This window comes from Bradyrhizobium sp., from assembly GCF_019244115.1.
Lineage (GTDB): Bacteria > Pseudomonadota > Alphaproteobacteria > Rhizobiales > Xanthobacteraceae > Bradyrhizobium.
Genome location: NZ_JAFATE010000428.1, coordinates 1 through 13101 on the forward strand (window position 1 = coordinate 1; position 13101 = coordinate 13101).

At 63.3% G+C, this 13101-nt stretch carries 15 protein-coding genes and 1 pseudogene; 13 read left to right on the forward strand and 3 right to left on the reverse strand.

Features of this window, described 5'->3' with window-relative positions; genetic code table 11:
- The 8 genes and pseudogenes from JOZ76_RS18810 to JOZ76_RS18845 all read left to right on the forward strand — a co-directional run.
- Window positions 1-110, forward strand: a pseudogene (locus tag JOZ76_RS18810) (phosphonate C-P lyase system protein PhnH); the annotation flags it as partial.
- 16 nt (window positions 111-126) lie between these two features.
- The gene (locus JOZ76_RS18815) at window positions 127-1230 is read left to right on the forward strand and encodes a carbon-phosphorus lyase complex subunit PhnI (protein ID WP_291700644.1); all 1104 of its coding nucleotides are present in this window, start codon (window positions 127-129) and stop codon (window positions 1228-1230) included.
- The gene (locus tag JOZ76_RS18820; protein ID WP_291700646.1) at window positions 1227-2111 is read left to right on the forward strand and encodes an alpha-D-ribose 1-methylphosphonate 5-phosphate C-P-lyase PhnJ; all 885 of its coding nucleotides are present in this window, start codon (window positions 1227-1229) and stop codon (window positions 2109-2111) included. Before JOZ76_RS18815 ends, JOZ76_RS18820 begins: the two co-directional genes overlap by 4 nt.
- Window positions 2104-2895: a phosphonate C-P lyase system protein PhnK gene (gene phnK, locus JOZ76_RS18825; RefSeq protein ID WP_291700648.1), complete on the forward strand. Its 792-nt coding sequence runs from the start codon at window positions 2104-2106 to the stop codon at window positions 2893-2895. The genes JOZ76_RS18820 and phnK overlap by 8 nt, the downstream gene beginning before the upstream one ends.
- Before the next feature lie 11 nt (window positions 2896-2906).
- On the forward strand, window positions 2907-3605 hold the full coding sequence (gene phnL, locus JOZ76_RS18830) for a phosphonate C-P lyase system protein PhnL (RefSeq protein WP_291700650.1): 699 nt from the start codon (window positions 2907-2909) through the stop codon (window positions 3603-3605).
- Window positions 3606-3621: 16 nt separating this feature from the next.
- Window positions 3622-4779 carry an alpha-D-ribose 1-methylphosphonate 5-triphosphate diphosphatase gene (locus JOZ76_RS18835; RefSeq protein ID WP_291700653.1) on the forward strand — a complete coding sequence of 386 codons (1158 nt, stop codon included), beginning with the start codon at window positions 3622-3624 and terminating at the stop codon, window positions 4777-4779.
- The gene (gene phnN / locus JOZ76_RS18840; RefSeq protein WP_291700655.1) at window positions 4776-5390 is read left to right on the forward strand and encodes a phosphonate metabolism protein/1,5-bisphosphokinase (PRPP-forming) PhnN; all 615 of its coding nucleotides are present in this window, start codon (window positions 4776-4778) and stop codon (window positions 5388-5390) included. The genes JOZ76_RS18835 and phnN overlap by 4 nt, the downstream gene beginning before the upstream one ends.
- A 17-nt stretch (window positions 5391-5407) precedes the next feature.
- Window positions 5408-6019 (forward strand): pyridoxamine 5'-phosphate oxidase family protein, encoded by a 612-nt coding sequence (locus JOZ76_RS18845; protein WP_291700673.1) that lies wholly within the window; start codon window positions 5408-5410, stop codon window positions 6017-6019.
- 18 nt (window positions 6020-6037) lie between these two features.
- Here JOZ76_RS18845 and JOZ76_RS18850 read toward each other — a convergent pair whose 3' ends face one another.
- Both JOZ76_RS18850 and JOZ76_RS18860 read right to left on the reverse strand, forming a co-directional pair.
- Window positions 6038-6259: a hypothetical protein gene (locus JOZ76_RS18850; RefSeq protein WP_291700657.1), complete on the reverse strand. Its 222-nt coding sequence runs from the start codon at window positions 6257-6259 to the stop codon at window positions 6038-6040.
- A gap of 1212 nt (window positions 6260-7471) precedes the next feature.
- Window positions 7472-7795, reverse strand: coding sequence for a DMT family transporter (locus tag JOZ76_RS18860; protein ID WP_291700659.1), 324 nt, complete (start codon window positions 7793-7795; stop codon window positions 7472-7474).
- A 359-nt stretch (window positions 7796-8154) separates the two neighbouring features.
- Here JOZ76_RS18860 and JOZ76_RS18865 point away from each other — a divergent pair, with 359 nt between their 5' ends.
- Window positions 8155-8352, forward strand: a complete 198-nt coding sequence (locus JOZ76_RS18865; protein WP_291700661.1) for a hypothetical protein — start codon at window positions 8155-8157, stop codon at window positions 8350-8352.
- 117 nt (window positions 8353-8469) lie between these two features.
- On the opposite strand, the gene JOZ76_RS18870 is transcribed toward JOZ76_RS18865, so the two are convergent.
- A complete protein-coding gene (locus tag JOZ76_RS18870; protein WP_291700663.1) occupies window positions 8470-8670 on the reverse strand; it encodes a hypothetical protein in 201 nt (66 codons plus the stop codon).
- A 230-nt stretch (window positions 8671-8900) separates the two neighbouring features.
- Between JOZ76_RS18870 and JOZ76_RS18875 the strand changes: the two genes are divergently transcribed.
- The 4 genes from JOZ76_RS18875 to JOZ76_RS18890 form a co-directional block, all read left to right on the forward strand.
- Complete coding sequence (locus JOZ76_RS18875; RefSeq protein ID WP_291700665.1) at window positions 8901-9569, forward strand: NAD(P)H-dependent oxidoreductase; 669 nt, start codon at window positions 8901-8903, stop codon at window positions 9567-9569.
- Between the two features lie 72 nt (window positions 9570-9641).
- The gene (locus JOZ76_RS18880) at window positions 9642-10994 is read left to right on the forward strand and encodes a c-type cytochrome (RefSeq protein WP_291700667.1); all 1353 of its coding nucleotides are present in this window, start codon (window positions 9642-9644) and stop codon (window positions 10992-10994) included.
- On the forward strand, window positions 10991-11485 hold the full coding sequence (locus tag JOZ76_RS18885; protein ID WP_291700669.1) for a (2Fe-2S)-binding protein: 495 nt from the start codon (window positions 10991-10993) through the stop codon (window positions 11483-11485). The genes JOZ76_RS18880 and JOZ76_RS18885 overlap by 4 nt, the downstream gene beginning before the upstream one ends.
- Window positions 11482-13101: molybdopterin cofactor-binding domain-containing protein (locus tag JOZ76_RS18890; protein WP_291700671.1), on the forward strand; the 1620-nt coding region annotated here is incomplete at its 3' end. The genes JOZ76_RS18885 and JOZ76_RS18890, both read left to right, overlap by 4 nt.

The following is a 13101-nucleotide window of genomic DNA, read 5'->3' on the forward strand; positions in this document are numbered from 1 at the left end:
ACCTGTTCGAGCGGCTTGCCGTCAATGCAGCGCTGTTCCCGCGCGGGATCGATGTCATTCTGGTGCATGACGACGTCGTCGTCGCGATCCCACGCACGACACGGCTGATCGAAGGAAGGCTGAGCCATGTATGTCGCCGTCAAGGGAGGCGAGCGCGCCATCGACAATGCCCATCGCCTGCTGGCGCACGAACGGCGCGGCGATCGTGAGGTCCCGGAGCTTTTGCTCGCGCAGATTTCCGAGCAGCTCGCGCTCGGCGTCGACCGCGTCATGAGCGAGGGCTCGTTGTACGACCGGGAGCTTGCGGCGCTCGCGATCAAGCAGGCGCGCGGCGATCTGATTGAGGCCATCTTCCTGGTCCGCGCCTTCCGCGCCACGCTGCCGCGTTTTGGCGCGACCGAGCCGCTCGATACCGGAGCTATGCAGGTGCGCAGGCGCGTTTCTTCGACCTTCAAGGACGTTCCCGGCGGACAGGTTTTGGGGCCGACCTTCGACTACACCCATCGCCTGTTGGATCCGCAGCTTGCGGAGGGTTTTGTGCCGGAGCAGCCGGCCACGGCCGAGGCCGCATCCGCGCCGATGCCGCGTGTCACGGACATCCTCGGCCGCGATGGGCTGATCGAGCCATCTCCGCAAGGTCCGATCGACGCACCGGTTGGCGATCTCACCCGTGAGCCTCTGAGCTTCCCTGCGGACCGGGATCTGAGGCTGCAGAATCTGGCGCGCGCCGATGAAGGCTTTCTGCTGGCGCTCGGCTATTCGACGCAGCGCGGCTATGGCCGCAATCACCCGTTCGCCGGAGAGATCCGCTTCGGCGAGGTCGAGGTGGAGTTCTTCGCCGAGGAGGTGGGCTTTGCAGTGCCGCTCGGTCCGATCGCGCTGACCGAATGTCAGATGGTCAACCAGTTCAAGGGTTCGGCCACCGAGGCGCCATGTTTCACTCGCGGCTATGGGCTGGCCTTCGGCCAGAGCGAGCGCAAGACCATGTCGATGGCGCTGGTCGATCGCAGCCTGCGCGCCCGCGAACTTGGGGAAGAGGTTGTCGCGCCTGCCCAAGACGAAGAGTTCGTGATGTCGCATTCTGACAATGTGCAGGCGACCGGATTTGTCGAGCACCTGAAGCTGCCGCATTATGTCGACTTCCAGTCCGAGCTCGGACTGCTGCGCAAGCTGCGCCAGGAGTTTGCCGACACCTCCAACGAGACGCAGTTGAAGGAGGCCGCCGAATGAATGCGCCCGCCTACAATTTTGCCTATCTGGACGAGCAGACCAAGCGGATGATCCGTCGCGCCATTCTGAAGGCGATCGCGATCCCCGGCTATCAGGTGCCGTTCGCGAGCCGTGAGATGCCGATGCCTTACGGCTGGGGCACCGGCGGCGTGCAGGTGACCGCTGCGATCCTGGGTCCCAGCGACGTGCTCAAGGTGATCGATCAGGGCTCCGACGACACCACCAACGCGATCTCGATCCGAAAATTCTTTGCCAAGACCGCAGGGGTTGCGACCACCACCAGCACGGCGGACGCGACCGTGATCCAGACACGCCACCGCATTCCCGAGGCGTCATTGCAGAGCGGCCAGGTGCTGGTCTATCAGGTGCCGATCCCGGAGCCGCTGCGCTTCCTGGAGCCGCGCGAGACCGAGACGCGCCGCATGCACGCGCTCGGTGAATATGGGCTGATGCATGTCAAACTCTACGAGGATATCGCCCGCTTCGGCCATATCGCGACCGCCTACGCCTATCCGGTGAAGGTGAACGCCCGCTACGTGATGGATCCGTCGCCGACGCCAAAATTCGACAATCCTAAGATGGACAATTCACCGGCCTTGCAGCTGTTCGGCGCCGGCCGCGAAAAACGCATTTACGCAATCCCGCCCTATACGCAGGTGGTGTCGCTGGATTTTGAGGACCATCCGTTCACGCGCTACCGTTTTGACGCGCCATGCGCGCTGTGCGGCGCCGAGGATGCTTATCTCGACGAGATCGTCACTGACGATCAGGGCAGCCGCATGTTCGTCTGCTCCGACACCGATTATTGCGAGAACCGTCAGGCGGCCGGTCATCGCGGCAGCGAGAGCGCGGCGCCGCACAAGGAGCGCGCCCATGACTGACGCGCATGGCACTGATGAGGCGCTGCTGGTGGCAGAGGGCCTGGGCAAGAGCTATGGCCGGCTGACGGCGTGCCAGGACATTTCGTTCTCGCTCTATCCCGGGGAGGTGCTGGCGATCGTCGGCGAATCCGGTTCCGGCAAAACGACACTGCTCCAGCTGCTGTCGGCGCAGCTTGCGCCGACATCCGGCCGCGTCTCCTATCGCATGCGCGATGGTGTGCTGCGCGATCTGGCCAGCCTCGGCGAAGCCGAGCGGCGCTTTTTGTTCCGCACCGACTGGGGCTATGTGCACCAGGATCCGGCGCAGGGTCTGCGCATGGCGGTCTCGGCCGGTGCCAACGTCGGCGAGCGTCTGATGGCGGTCGGCTGGAAGCATTACGGCCGCATCAGGCAGACGGCATCATCCTGGCTCGAACGGGTCGAGATCGACACCGCACGGATCGATGATGCGCCACGCACCTATTCCGGCGGGATGCGGCAACGCCTGCAGATCGCGCGCAACCTTGTCACCGAGCCGCGTCTGGTCTTCATGGACGAGCCGACCGGCGGTCTCGACGTCTCGGTGCAGGCGCGTTTGCTGGACCTGATGCGCAATCTCGTCAGCGAGCTTGGGCTTGCGGCGATCGTTGTGACCCATGACCTCGCGGTTGCGCGGCTGTTGTCGCATCGCGTGATGGTGATGAAGGGCGGCCGGGTGATCGAGACGGGCCTGACCGATCAGGTGCTGGACGATCCGCACGAGCCCTACACGCAATTGCTCGTTTCCTCGATACTGCCGCCGTGAGAGCCGCATCCATGACCACCATGATCGACATCATCGACGCGCAAAAAAGCTTTACCATGCATCTGCAGGGCGGTGTGAGGCTGCCGGTGGTGCGCGGCGTCTGCTTTCAGGTCAACGCGGGCGAGTGCGTCGTGCTGTCAGGGCCATCCGGCGCGGGCAAGTCGTCGATCCTGAAGATGATCTTTGGCAACTATCGCTGCGATGGCGGCAGCATCTTCGTGCGCCACGAAGGCGTCCCGCAAAATATCGCAACGTCCGAGCCGCGGCAGATCCTGAGCATCCGTCGCAGCACGATCGGCTATGTCAGCCAGTTTCTCCGCGCGGTGCCGCGCGTCCCCACCATCGACGTCGTCGCCGAGCCGCTGGTCGCGACGGGGATCGGACGGGATGCGGCGCGTGAGCGGGCAGGGCGCTTGCTGAGCTGCCTCAACATCCCCGAGCGGCTGTGGCGGCTTCCGCCATCGACCTTCTCGGGCGGCGAACAGCAGCGCGTCAACATTGCGCGCGGCTTCATCTCCGATTTGCCCGTGCTCCTGCTTGATGAGCCGACCGCGTCCCTCGACGCCGCCAACCGGGATGTCGTGATCCGCCTTATCGACGAGAAGAAGCGCGCCGGCGTTGCCATGGTCGCGATCGTCCATGATGACGAGGTCCGTCACATGATCGCCGACCGGGTGGTCGACGTGACAACCTTCGCAGCCGCGGCCTAGGGAAAGGCAGCTTGCAATGACCTCGACCAAATCCGAAACCGTGATCGCAAATGCGCGGATTGCACTCGCCGATCGGATCATCGATCGCGGCTGGCTCGCCATCGCGGGCGGACGCATTGCGGATTTCGGGGAGGGTGACGCGCGTTTTGCCGGCGACGATGCGCAAGGCGACCTCGTCATGCCCGGAATGATCGAACTGCATACCGATCATCTCGAGTCGCATTACGTGCCGCGGCCGAAAGTGTTCTGGAATCCGATCGCGGCCGTGGTCTCCTATGATGGACAACTCGCGACCTCAGGCATCACGACCGTGCTGGATTCGCTGCGGGTCTGGCGCGAGGACGGCGCCGAGGACGTCGATGGCCGGGCAGGGGTGCTGGCAACGGCCATCACCTCCGCACGCGAAGCCGATCTGCTGCGCGCCGACCACTTCCTGCATCTGCGCTGCGAACTTCCAATGCCGGACGTGGTCGAGGAAGCCATGGAACTGGTTGAGCGGCCCGATGTGCGGCTGATGTCATTGATGGACCACACGCCGGGGCAACGCCAGTTTCGCGACGAGGTCAAGCTACGCGACTATTATCGCGGCAAGGCCGGCGGCATGACCGACGCGGAACTCGACGTCCTGTTCGGGCGGCGCGTGGAATATCAGAAGGCCTACGCAGCGGACAACATGCGACGGATCGTGACCCTGGCGCGTCAGCATGCCATTCCGCTTGCGAGCCACGACGACACGACCGCGGAAAATGTCACCGACGCCATTCGCGACTGCGTGTCGGTTGCGGAATTCCCGACCACGCTGGAAGCTGCGCAGGGGCTCCACGAGGCCGGCATCAGTATTTTGATGGGGGCGCCGAACGTGGTGCGCGGCGGTTCGCATTCCGGCAACATCGCGGCTATCGACCTTGCCCGGAAGGGCCTGTTGGACATTCTGTCGTCCGACTACGTTCCGTCGAGCCTGCTGATGGCTGCGTTGCAGTTGCCGCAACAGGCTCCCAACATCGACCTTGCGTCGGCGATTCGGACCGTGACCAAGACGCCCGCCGAGGCCGTCGGCCTTGCCGACCGCGGCGAAATCGCGATCGGCAAGCGCGCCGATCTGATCCGCGTCCACATTGCCCACAGCGTGCCTGTGGTGCGCAGCGTCTGGCGCGAGGGGCGTCGCGTGGCGTGAGTGAGCTACCCACCATCGTCTCGCATCGCTCGGCCCGGATCGGGCCTGGCCGGCTCGTGCTGGTGGTCGGCCCGAGCGGAGCCGGCAAGGATACCTTGCTGAACCTTGCGCGCCGCGCTTGCGCCGGCAATACCAGCATCGTGTTCCCGCGACGGCTGGTGACGCGGGAGGCGTCCGCTTTCGAAGACAATTTACAGGTCGACGATGAAGCCTTCGAACGGCTGCTTGCCGAGGGTGCGTTGGCGGTTCACTGGGGCGCGCACGGTCATCGCTATGCCCTGCCGCGCAGCGTCGAGGATGAGGTCCGCGCGGGCCACACGGTGGTCGCCAACGTTTCGCGCACGGTGGTCGATCCATTGCGCCAGAGCTATGCTGATGTCGTGGTGGTCGCGATATCCGCGCCGCCCGAGGTCCTTGCGGAGCGTGTTGCCTTGCGGCGGCGCGGCAGCGATGGTGCGATCGAACTGAGGCTCGCACGTAGCGTTGACGATGACAGGGTCCCACCGGATGTCACGATCGTCAATATCGGCGATCCGGCCGCTCATGCCGATCGGCTGGTGCAGGCGATCGCGGGCGTGCCAACGCGTGAACCGGAACCGAAACCGCGATGAACGACGAAAGGAAGACCGTGCCGATCATCGAAACTGTCGAACAACTCGAGGCGATCTACGGCCACCCCAACGAGGCCTCGACCGTCAAGGTCGCCGACCGCGTGACGCCGCTCTATCGCGTCTTGATAGAGACGTCGCCATTCGTGGCCCTGGCGACATCGGGGCCGGAGGGCCTCGACTGTTCGCCGCGCGGCGACCTGCCCGGATTTGTCCGCATCCATGACGACAGGACACTGATGATGCCGGATCGGCGCGGCAACAACCGAATCGATTCGCTGCGCAACATCGTGCGCGATCCTCGCGTCGCGCTGCTGTTCCTGATTCCGGGTTCGGGCAGCACCTTACGGATCAACGGCAATGCGAAAGTGTCGACCGACGTGGATCTCCTGGCGTCGTTCGCCGTCGAGGACAAGGCGCCGCGCAGCGTCATCGTCATGTCGGTGCACGAGATCTACTTCCAGTGCGCACGTGCCATTGTCCGTTCCGACCTCTGGAATCCCGACAAGCGCGTGGATGCGAAAATCCTTCCGACGCCCGGTCAAATTCTCGCCGACATGAGTGAGCGCCGGGTCGGAGGCGAGGAGTATGATCGCGCCTGGCCGGAGCGGGCGCGGAAATCGCTGTGGTGAGTGCACGCGCGAATGCGTTCAGGCCACCAGATCCAGCAGACTAGACGAACCTCTGATCAGCACCTTTCGTCCCAATGGCGTCAGCACGGGCGCACCGTCAATCTCGTCGGCCAATTGTAGCTGAAGCAGTTGCTGAACGGCTGGAACGCGCAGGCTGCGACGTTCGGACACGGGCCTGCGAATCGTCTTCAGTGCCTCCCACTGATCGGGTGTGAGATCGTAGTCAAGTTCTGCCGCCATGCCGCCTCGAGACGTCTGATTCGCTTGATCTTGCCGGGTTATTACGCAACGAGCGTGAACTGCATGCGACCATAATGAGTCTGCTTTTCGACCTCGCGAATGCGTTATTGCGAGCACTAATACCGGGAACAGTTACGCGATTGTCATATCTCCATGGTCAAAGAGGTTCCTCGTTCCGAATCGACCGTCGTGGTCGCCGGATCATTCATTGGGATGGACAGGCGCCTGAGACTCACTGCTCTGCGAAAGCTGCTTGGTCGCGGCGCCCGATGGAAGGGCCTGGGCGGTGTCTTTGTCAGCGTGGCGATCGCGACGGGCGCGCTGCTTGCGCTGCGGCACGCGCTGCGAAACGTCGATTACGACCAGGTCTTCTCGGTGATCCGTGAAACCGATTTCAGCGTAATCGCGCTCGCCCTGACGCTGGTGACGGCATCCTACGGCAGCATCACGCTCTATGACTGGCTCGCGCTCCACACCATGGGACGCAAGGACGTTCCCTACCGGATCGCGGCGCTCGCGAGCTTCACGAGCTATCCCATCGCTCATGGCATCGGCGCGGTCGCGCTGATCTCGCCGGTGATCCGCTATCGCATCTATGCCGGCAATGGACTCGGCCCGATCGGCATCGCAAATATCTGCTTTCTTACCGGCCTTACCTTCTGGCTGGGCAACATGACGGCGCTCGGCTTCTGCCTGCTCTATGAGCCGACGGCTATCGGCGTCATTGATCATCTGTCGTCCGGCATCAACCGGCTGGTGGCGCTGACATTGTTGTGCTGCGTCGGCGCGTTTCTCGCCTGGAGCTGGTTTCATCCGCGAAGCGTCGGCAGGAAGCCATGGCTGGTCAAGCTGCCGTCCGGTCCCCTGGTGCTGCTGCAGATCGTGATCGGGCTTCTCGACCTCACGGCGGCCGCGCTCGCCATGTACATTCTGGTCCCGCCGGGTCTGGACATCGGGGTTTTCCGGCTGATCGCCGTTTTCATCGCGGCAACCCTGCTCGGTTTCGCAAGCCACGCGCCGGCCGGGCTCGGCGTGTTCGATGCGACGATTCTGATCGGGCTCGGCAGCGAGGACCGGGAAGCTTTGCTGGCCGCGCTGTTGATGTTCCGGTTTCTCTATCATCTCGTGCCGCTGACGATCGCGCTGGCTCTGTTCGGCGGCTTCGAAGCCTGGCGATATTTACGCGCAACGACCGGCGCGGTTGCCTGGGTCTCAGACCGGCGAATTGAGTTTCAACCCGATCATGCCGGCGATGATCAGGGTCAGGCAGAGGATTCGAACAGGGTCGGTCGGCTCACTGTACAGGAGCATGCCGACGAGGATGCTGCCGACCGCGCCAATGCCGGTCCACACCGCGTAAGCCGTACCAAACGGCAGTGACCGCAGCGCGATGGCCATCAGAGCGAAACTGAAGCCGATCGCGACCACGGTGGCGAGCGTCGGCCAGAATCGCGTCAGTCCGTCCGAATGCTTCAGGCCAAGCGCCCACGCAACCTCAAGGAGGCCCGCCACGAGCAGCGCTATCCAGCCCGTCACGGCAACGAGCTTTCGAGAAAATGCGCCGCCATTCGTCCGCCTCTCAATGAGTGAGCGTTTCCTCCTTGCAATGTTCGCGCGACACGCATGTGACACCGCGCCGGGCGGCTGTCGACGATCGTCGAGCCGTTGTCGCAATACCGCGGTGCGCCGGCGATATCGTGATCAGATGGCTGATTCGCGCCGCGTGTGCCGAGGATTTGCTCGCCGGCACGATGACCGGTTCGCCTTTTGCGATGCGACGTCAGCTGGTACTTGAGCGCGAAATGCCGCAGCGCAGTACACAACAGAAGAGGAAAACCCCTCCCGACTCTGCTAAGCTTCACCTGCGAATTTGCTTCACACAGCGGAGTGGAGGCATGGACAAGCTCGTTGAGATTCGCAGTCAGGAATTTCTATGCCGGGAGCGCGCTGCGTTTGACTCCGAGCGAAGGGCATTTTGGCTGGCGCAAGTCGAGGAGTGGGAGCAGCGCGCTCTGGACGAGATCGCGTTTCACTTCCAGGAATGCAATGTAGGTCGCGAAGACGGCCATTCAATCAGGCAACAGGCGCTCTGAATTTCACTTCAACATGACGCAGGAACCTCCGCCCCATCCCCGTGCCGGGCGACGGTTCTGCAGCCAAGTCAGTCGAGCATGCGAATTTCAACAGATCCGGTCACTGCGCGCCCGTCTTCAATGCCGCGGCTTTCTCAACGTCTGCCTCAGTTCGGCACCGCAATCGAAACATTCATAGACGAACTCGATTTCGGAGGCGTTCCAATGCGGCTCGATCTGCCGCACATACATGGGCAGCATTCCCATGCAGCTCGGACAGATTTCGGGCGCCATCTTGGCGTGATGCTGGATGTCATGGTGCTGAATGAAGGCTGGCATGTCGGCTCTCCCTCGGGCAGCGAAAAGCACGATGAATCACAACCACCGGATTAGACTAGCCGACGGTGCTCGCTTCCGTGATTAACTCTTGCGAACGTACAGGGAACAATGGGGACATTCCTCGCCGAGTGTGACAATCGTGTCACATCGGTCGCATGCCGGCGAGCGATTGCCGCTCCGAACCGTTGATACTTTGACGGTCAATCTGAACGGCCGAAGAGGGGCCTGCAATGAAAGTCTTCATCGTTCTCGCACATCCGGAGTACCAAAGCTTCAACGGCGCGATGTATCGCCTGGCAGTCGAGACGCTCACAGCCAGAGGCCACGAAGTCCGGACCTCGGATCTCTACGCGATGCAGTTCAACCCGGTCTCCAGCAGACTAAATTTCATCAGCGTCAAGGACCCGGACTATTTCAAGCCGCAGATCGAGGAGAGGTACGCGACCGAGACCTACGGCTTTGCCGACGACGTTGAGATCGAGATCCAGAAGCTGGAATGGTGTGACCTGATGATCTGGCAGTTTCCGCTCTGGTGGTTCGGCCTTCCCGGCATCCTCAAAGGCTGGGTCGATCGCGTGTTCGCGATGGGACGCACCTATGGCGGGGAACGGCTCTATACCAACGGCGTTTTCAAGGGCAAGCGGGCCATGCTGTCGCTCACGACCGGCGGGCCGCCACCCGCCTATGTGAAGGGCGCTTTCAACGGGGATATTTTCGCGATCCTGCGGCCGGTCCAGCGCGGAATGCTGCAGTTCGTGGGTTTCGACGTGCTTGCGCCACAAATCGCTTACGGGCCGGTGCGACTGGAACAGGGCCAGCGGACAGAGCTTCTCGCCGCCTATGCCGAGCGGCTGAAATCGATCGAAAGCGAACAACCCTTCGAGGTCGGAATTTACTGAGCGTGACACGCAGGCGGGCGCGTTTCTTACCGGTTTATGCTACGATCTGTTGCGGAAAACGGCCGGGACAGAATGACAAGGTCGGGAGTGATCGCAGGCGTGTTGGCTGCGCTGGTCCTTGGCGGCGCGGCGGCTGTCTTTGCGGTCGTGTGGCGGCCGGCCATCGATGCCATTGATCCGGCGCAACGGACGTTTGCGAATGATCTGGTCAAGCGCGGCCGCACGCTCGCTGTGATCGGGAATTGCAGCAATTGTCACACCGCGCCCGGGGCTAAGGATTTCGCCGGTGCCGTAGCGGTGCCGACGCCGTTCGGAACGGTGTTCTCGTCCAACATCACGCCGGATGCCGACACTGGAATCGGCAGGTGGTCGGAAGCTGCGTTTCGCCGCGCCATGCGCGATGGCGTCGATCGCGAGGGCCGGCATCTCTATCCGACCTTTCCCTACGATCATTTCACCAATGTCAGCGATGAGGACGATCGGGCCCTTTACGCCTACCTGATGACGCGCGAGCCCGTGCGTTCGGCCGCGCCGGCGAACCGGCTGTCATTTCCATTCGATCAACGGCCTTTGATCGCCGGTTGGAAACTGCTGCGAAGCGCAACCTACCATCCGGACTCCTCGAAGGGCGCGGAATGGAACCGCGGCGCCTATCTGGTCGAGGGTCTGGCGCATTGCGGTGCCTGCCACACGCCGCGTAACGCGCTCGGCGGCGAACGTGCCAGCGCTTCGTTCTCGGGCGGCGATGTGGACAACTGGCAGGCTTATGCGATCAACGCCCATTCGCCTTCACCAGTGCCGTGGGATGCGGATGCGTTGTTCGGCTATCTGCGCAACGGTTGGCATCCTGATCACGGCACGGCGCGCGGGCCGATGGCGCAGGTGGTGGCCAATCTGTCGTCGGTTGATCCTGACGATGTGCGTGCGATCGCCACCTATATGGCCGGTGTGTTCGGACAGCCGTCGCCCGATCACCGCCGTGGCGCCGAGACCGTGCTGGCGGAGCTCAAGGCGATGGCAGGCCGGGCATCGGAAACCAATGCGGCCGGTGCTGCGATCTACGCTGCGACCTGTGCAAGCTGTCACGAAAGCGGCCGGGCGCTGCCCTATGGCGGCATCAATCTCGCGCTGAGCACCGCAGTCTGCGGTTCTGATCCGCGCAACCTTGCCAACATCGTGCTGGCTGGCATCTCGCCTCGCGAAGGCGAACGCAGCCCGATCATGCCCGGATTTGCCAGCAGCATGACTGACGGCCAGATCGTGGCCGTCCTGATCTATCTGCGCAGCCGCTTCAGCAACCAGCCGGCATGGACCGGCGTTGATCAGGTCGTGGCGGAGGCAAGGCGCACGCAGGTGGCGGCGCTCCGGACGGCCGCAGCGTCGCGCCAGCCACCTGCCGATTTAGCCCAGCGAGACAAGCCATGATCACATTGAAAGTGAACGGTCGCGATCACCGGGTCGACGCGGAGCCGGACACGCCGCTGCTTTATGTGCTCCGCGATCATCTTGCGCTCAACGCCGCGAAATTCGGCTGCGGGCTTGGCCAATGCGGTGCCTGCACGGTCATCGTCGACGGCAAGGCGGTGCTCTCCTGCGTGACGCCGCTGGTGCTGCTCGAAGGCAAGCAGGTGACCACGCTCGAGGGCCTCGGCACGACAGCCGATCCGGCACCTATCCAGCGGGCGTTTTTGGACGAGCAGGCCGCACAATGCGGCTACTGCATTGCCGGAATGATGATGCGGGCGCAAGCGTTGCTCATGAGGAATGCGAGCCCGAGCGATGACGAGATCCGCGGCGAGCTCGAGCCGCATCTGTGCCGGTGCGGAACGCATATGCGCATCCTGCGCGCCATCCGTCGCGCCGCGGGATTGATGAATCGAGCTGAATTGGCCCCTGAATCCGGAGCTGATCGATGAGCACCCTTGTCTTGGATCGCCGTCGCGTGTTGGCCGGCTCGGGTGCGCTGGTCGTCAGCTTCTCGCTTGGGAGCGCCTTCGCGCAGGATCAGGCTGTGGCTGTACCGAGCCCACCCGGTAGCCTAAAGACGTCGCCTTATCTGGACTCGTGGATTCGGATAGACGCCGACGGCAGCATCACGGTGTTCACCGGCAAGGCCGAACTCGGCCAGGGTTTCAAGACTGCGTTCCAGCAGGTCGCGGCCGAGGAGCTCGATGTCGCCTTTGCATCCCTGAAGGTCGTCACCGCCGATACGGCCTTGACCGCCAATGAAGGCTATACCGCGGGCAGCCATTCCATGCAGGATAGCGGCACGGCAATCCAGAATGCGGCCGCGCAGGCGCGCGAACTCCTGGTCGCGGAGGCCGCGCGACGCTTTGATCTGCCAACCGGTCAGTTGCGCACCGAAAATAGTCAGGTGCTGGCGCCGGACGGCCGGCGGGCCGGATATGGCGAGCTGGTTGCGGGCGATATCCTTCATGTCCAGGCGCAGGCCACGTCCTCCCTGAAGGATCCCGCGACATTCAAGGTCATGGGCCAGTCGTTTCAGCGCGTCGATATTCCGGCCAAGGTCACGGGCGGCGCAGCCTATGTCCAGGACATCCGCCTGCCCGGCATGGTCCACGCACGGATCGTGCGGCCGCCGAGCTATGGCGCGGAGCTCGTCGAATGCGATAGCTCGGCAGTCGAAAAGATGCCAGGCGTCGTCGGCGTCGTCAGGGACGGCAATTTCCTCGCCGTCGTGGCCGAGAAGGAATACCAGTCGGTGAAGGCGATGCAGGCGCTGTCGGCGGCAGCCAAATGGAAGGAAACGGCACGCCTGCCTGATCAGGACGATCTGCTCAAGGTGATCACCGGCCTGCCGTCGCAGGACAGCGTGATTTTCGAGCGCAACGACCCGTCGGCCGTCGGCCAGAGCACGCTCGAAGCCACCTATGTCAGGCCATATCAATCACACGGATCAATCGGCCCGTCCTGCGCGGTCGCGCAGCTCAATGGCGACGCATTGACCGTGTGGACCCACACGCAGGGCGTATATCCGGATCGCCAGGCGATTGCCGAGATGCTGCACATGCCGCCGGCAAAGGTCCGCTGCATTCATGTCGAGGGCTCGGGCTGCTACGGTCATAACGGCGCTGACGATGCGGCGGCGGATGCGGCGCTGATTGCGCGCGCCCTGCCGGGACGGCCGGTGCGGGTGCAGTGGATGCGCGAGCAGGAGCATGCCTGGGAGCCGTTCGGTCCGGCCATGGTCACGCGGCTGAAGGCCTCGATCGACCGCGAGGGAAAGATCGTCGACTGGAACCTTGAGGTGTGGAGCAACACTCATTCGATGCGCCCGGGAGGCGCCGGATGCATGCTGGCCGCGCAGCACATGGCGCAGCCGTTCAAGGTGCCGGCACCAAAACCCCTTCCGCTGCCGGAAGGAGGCGGCGATCGCAACGCGATCCCGATCTACACCTTTCCCAATGCCCATGTGGTGCATCACTTCATTGCCGAGATGCCGTTGCGGATCTCGGCGATGCGGGCGCTCGGCGCCTATCACAATGTGTTTTCGATCGAAAGTTTCATGGAC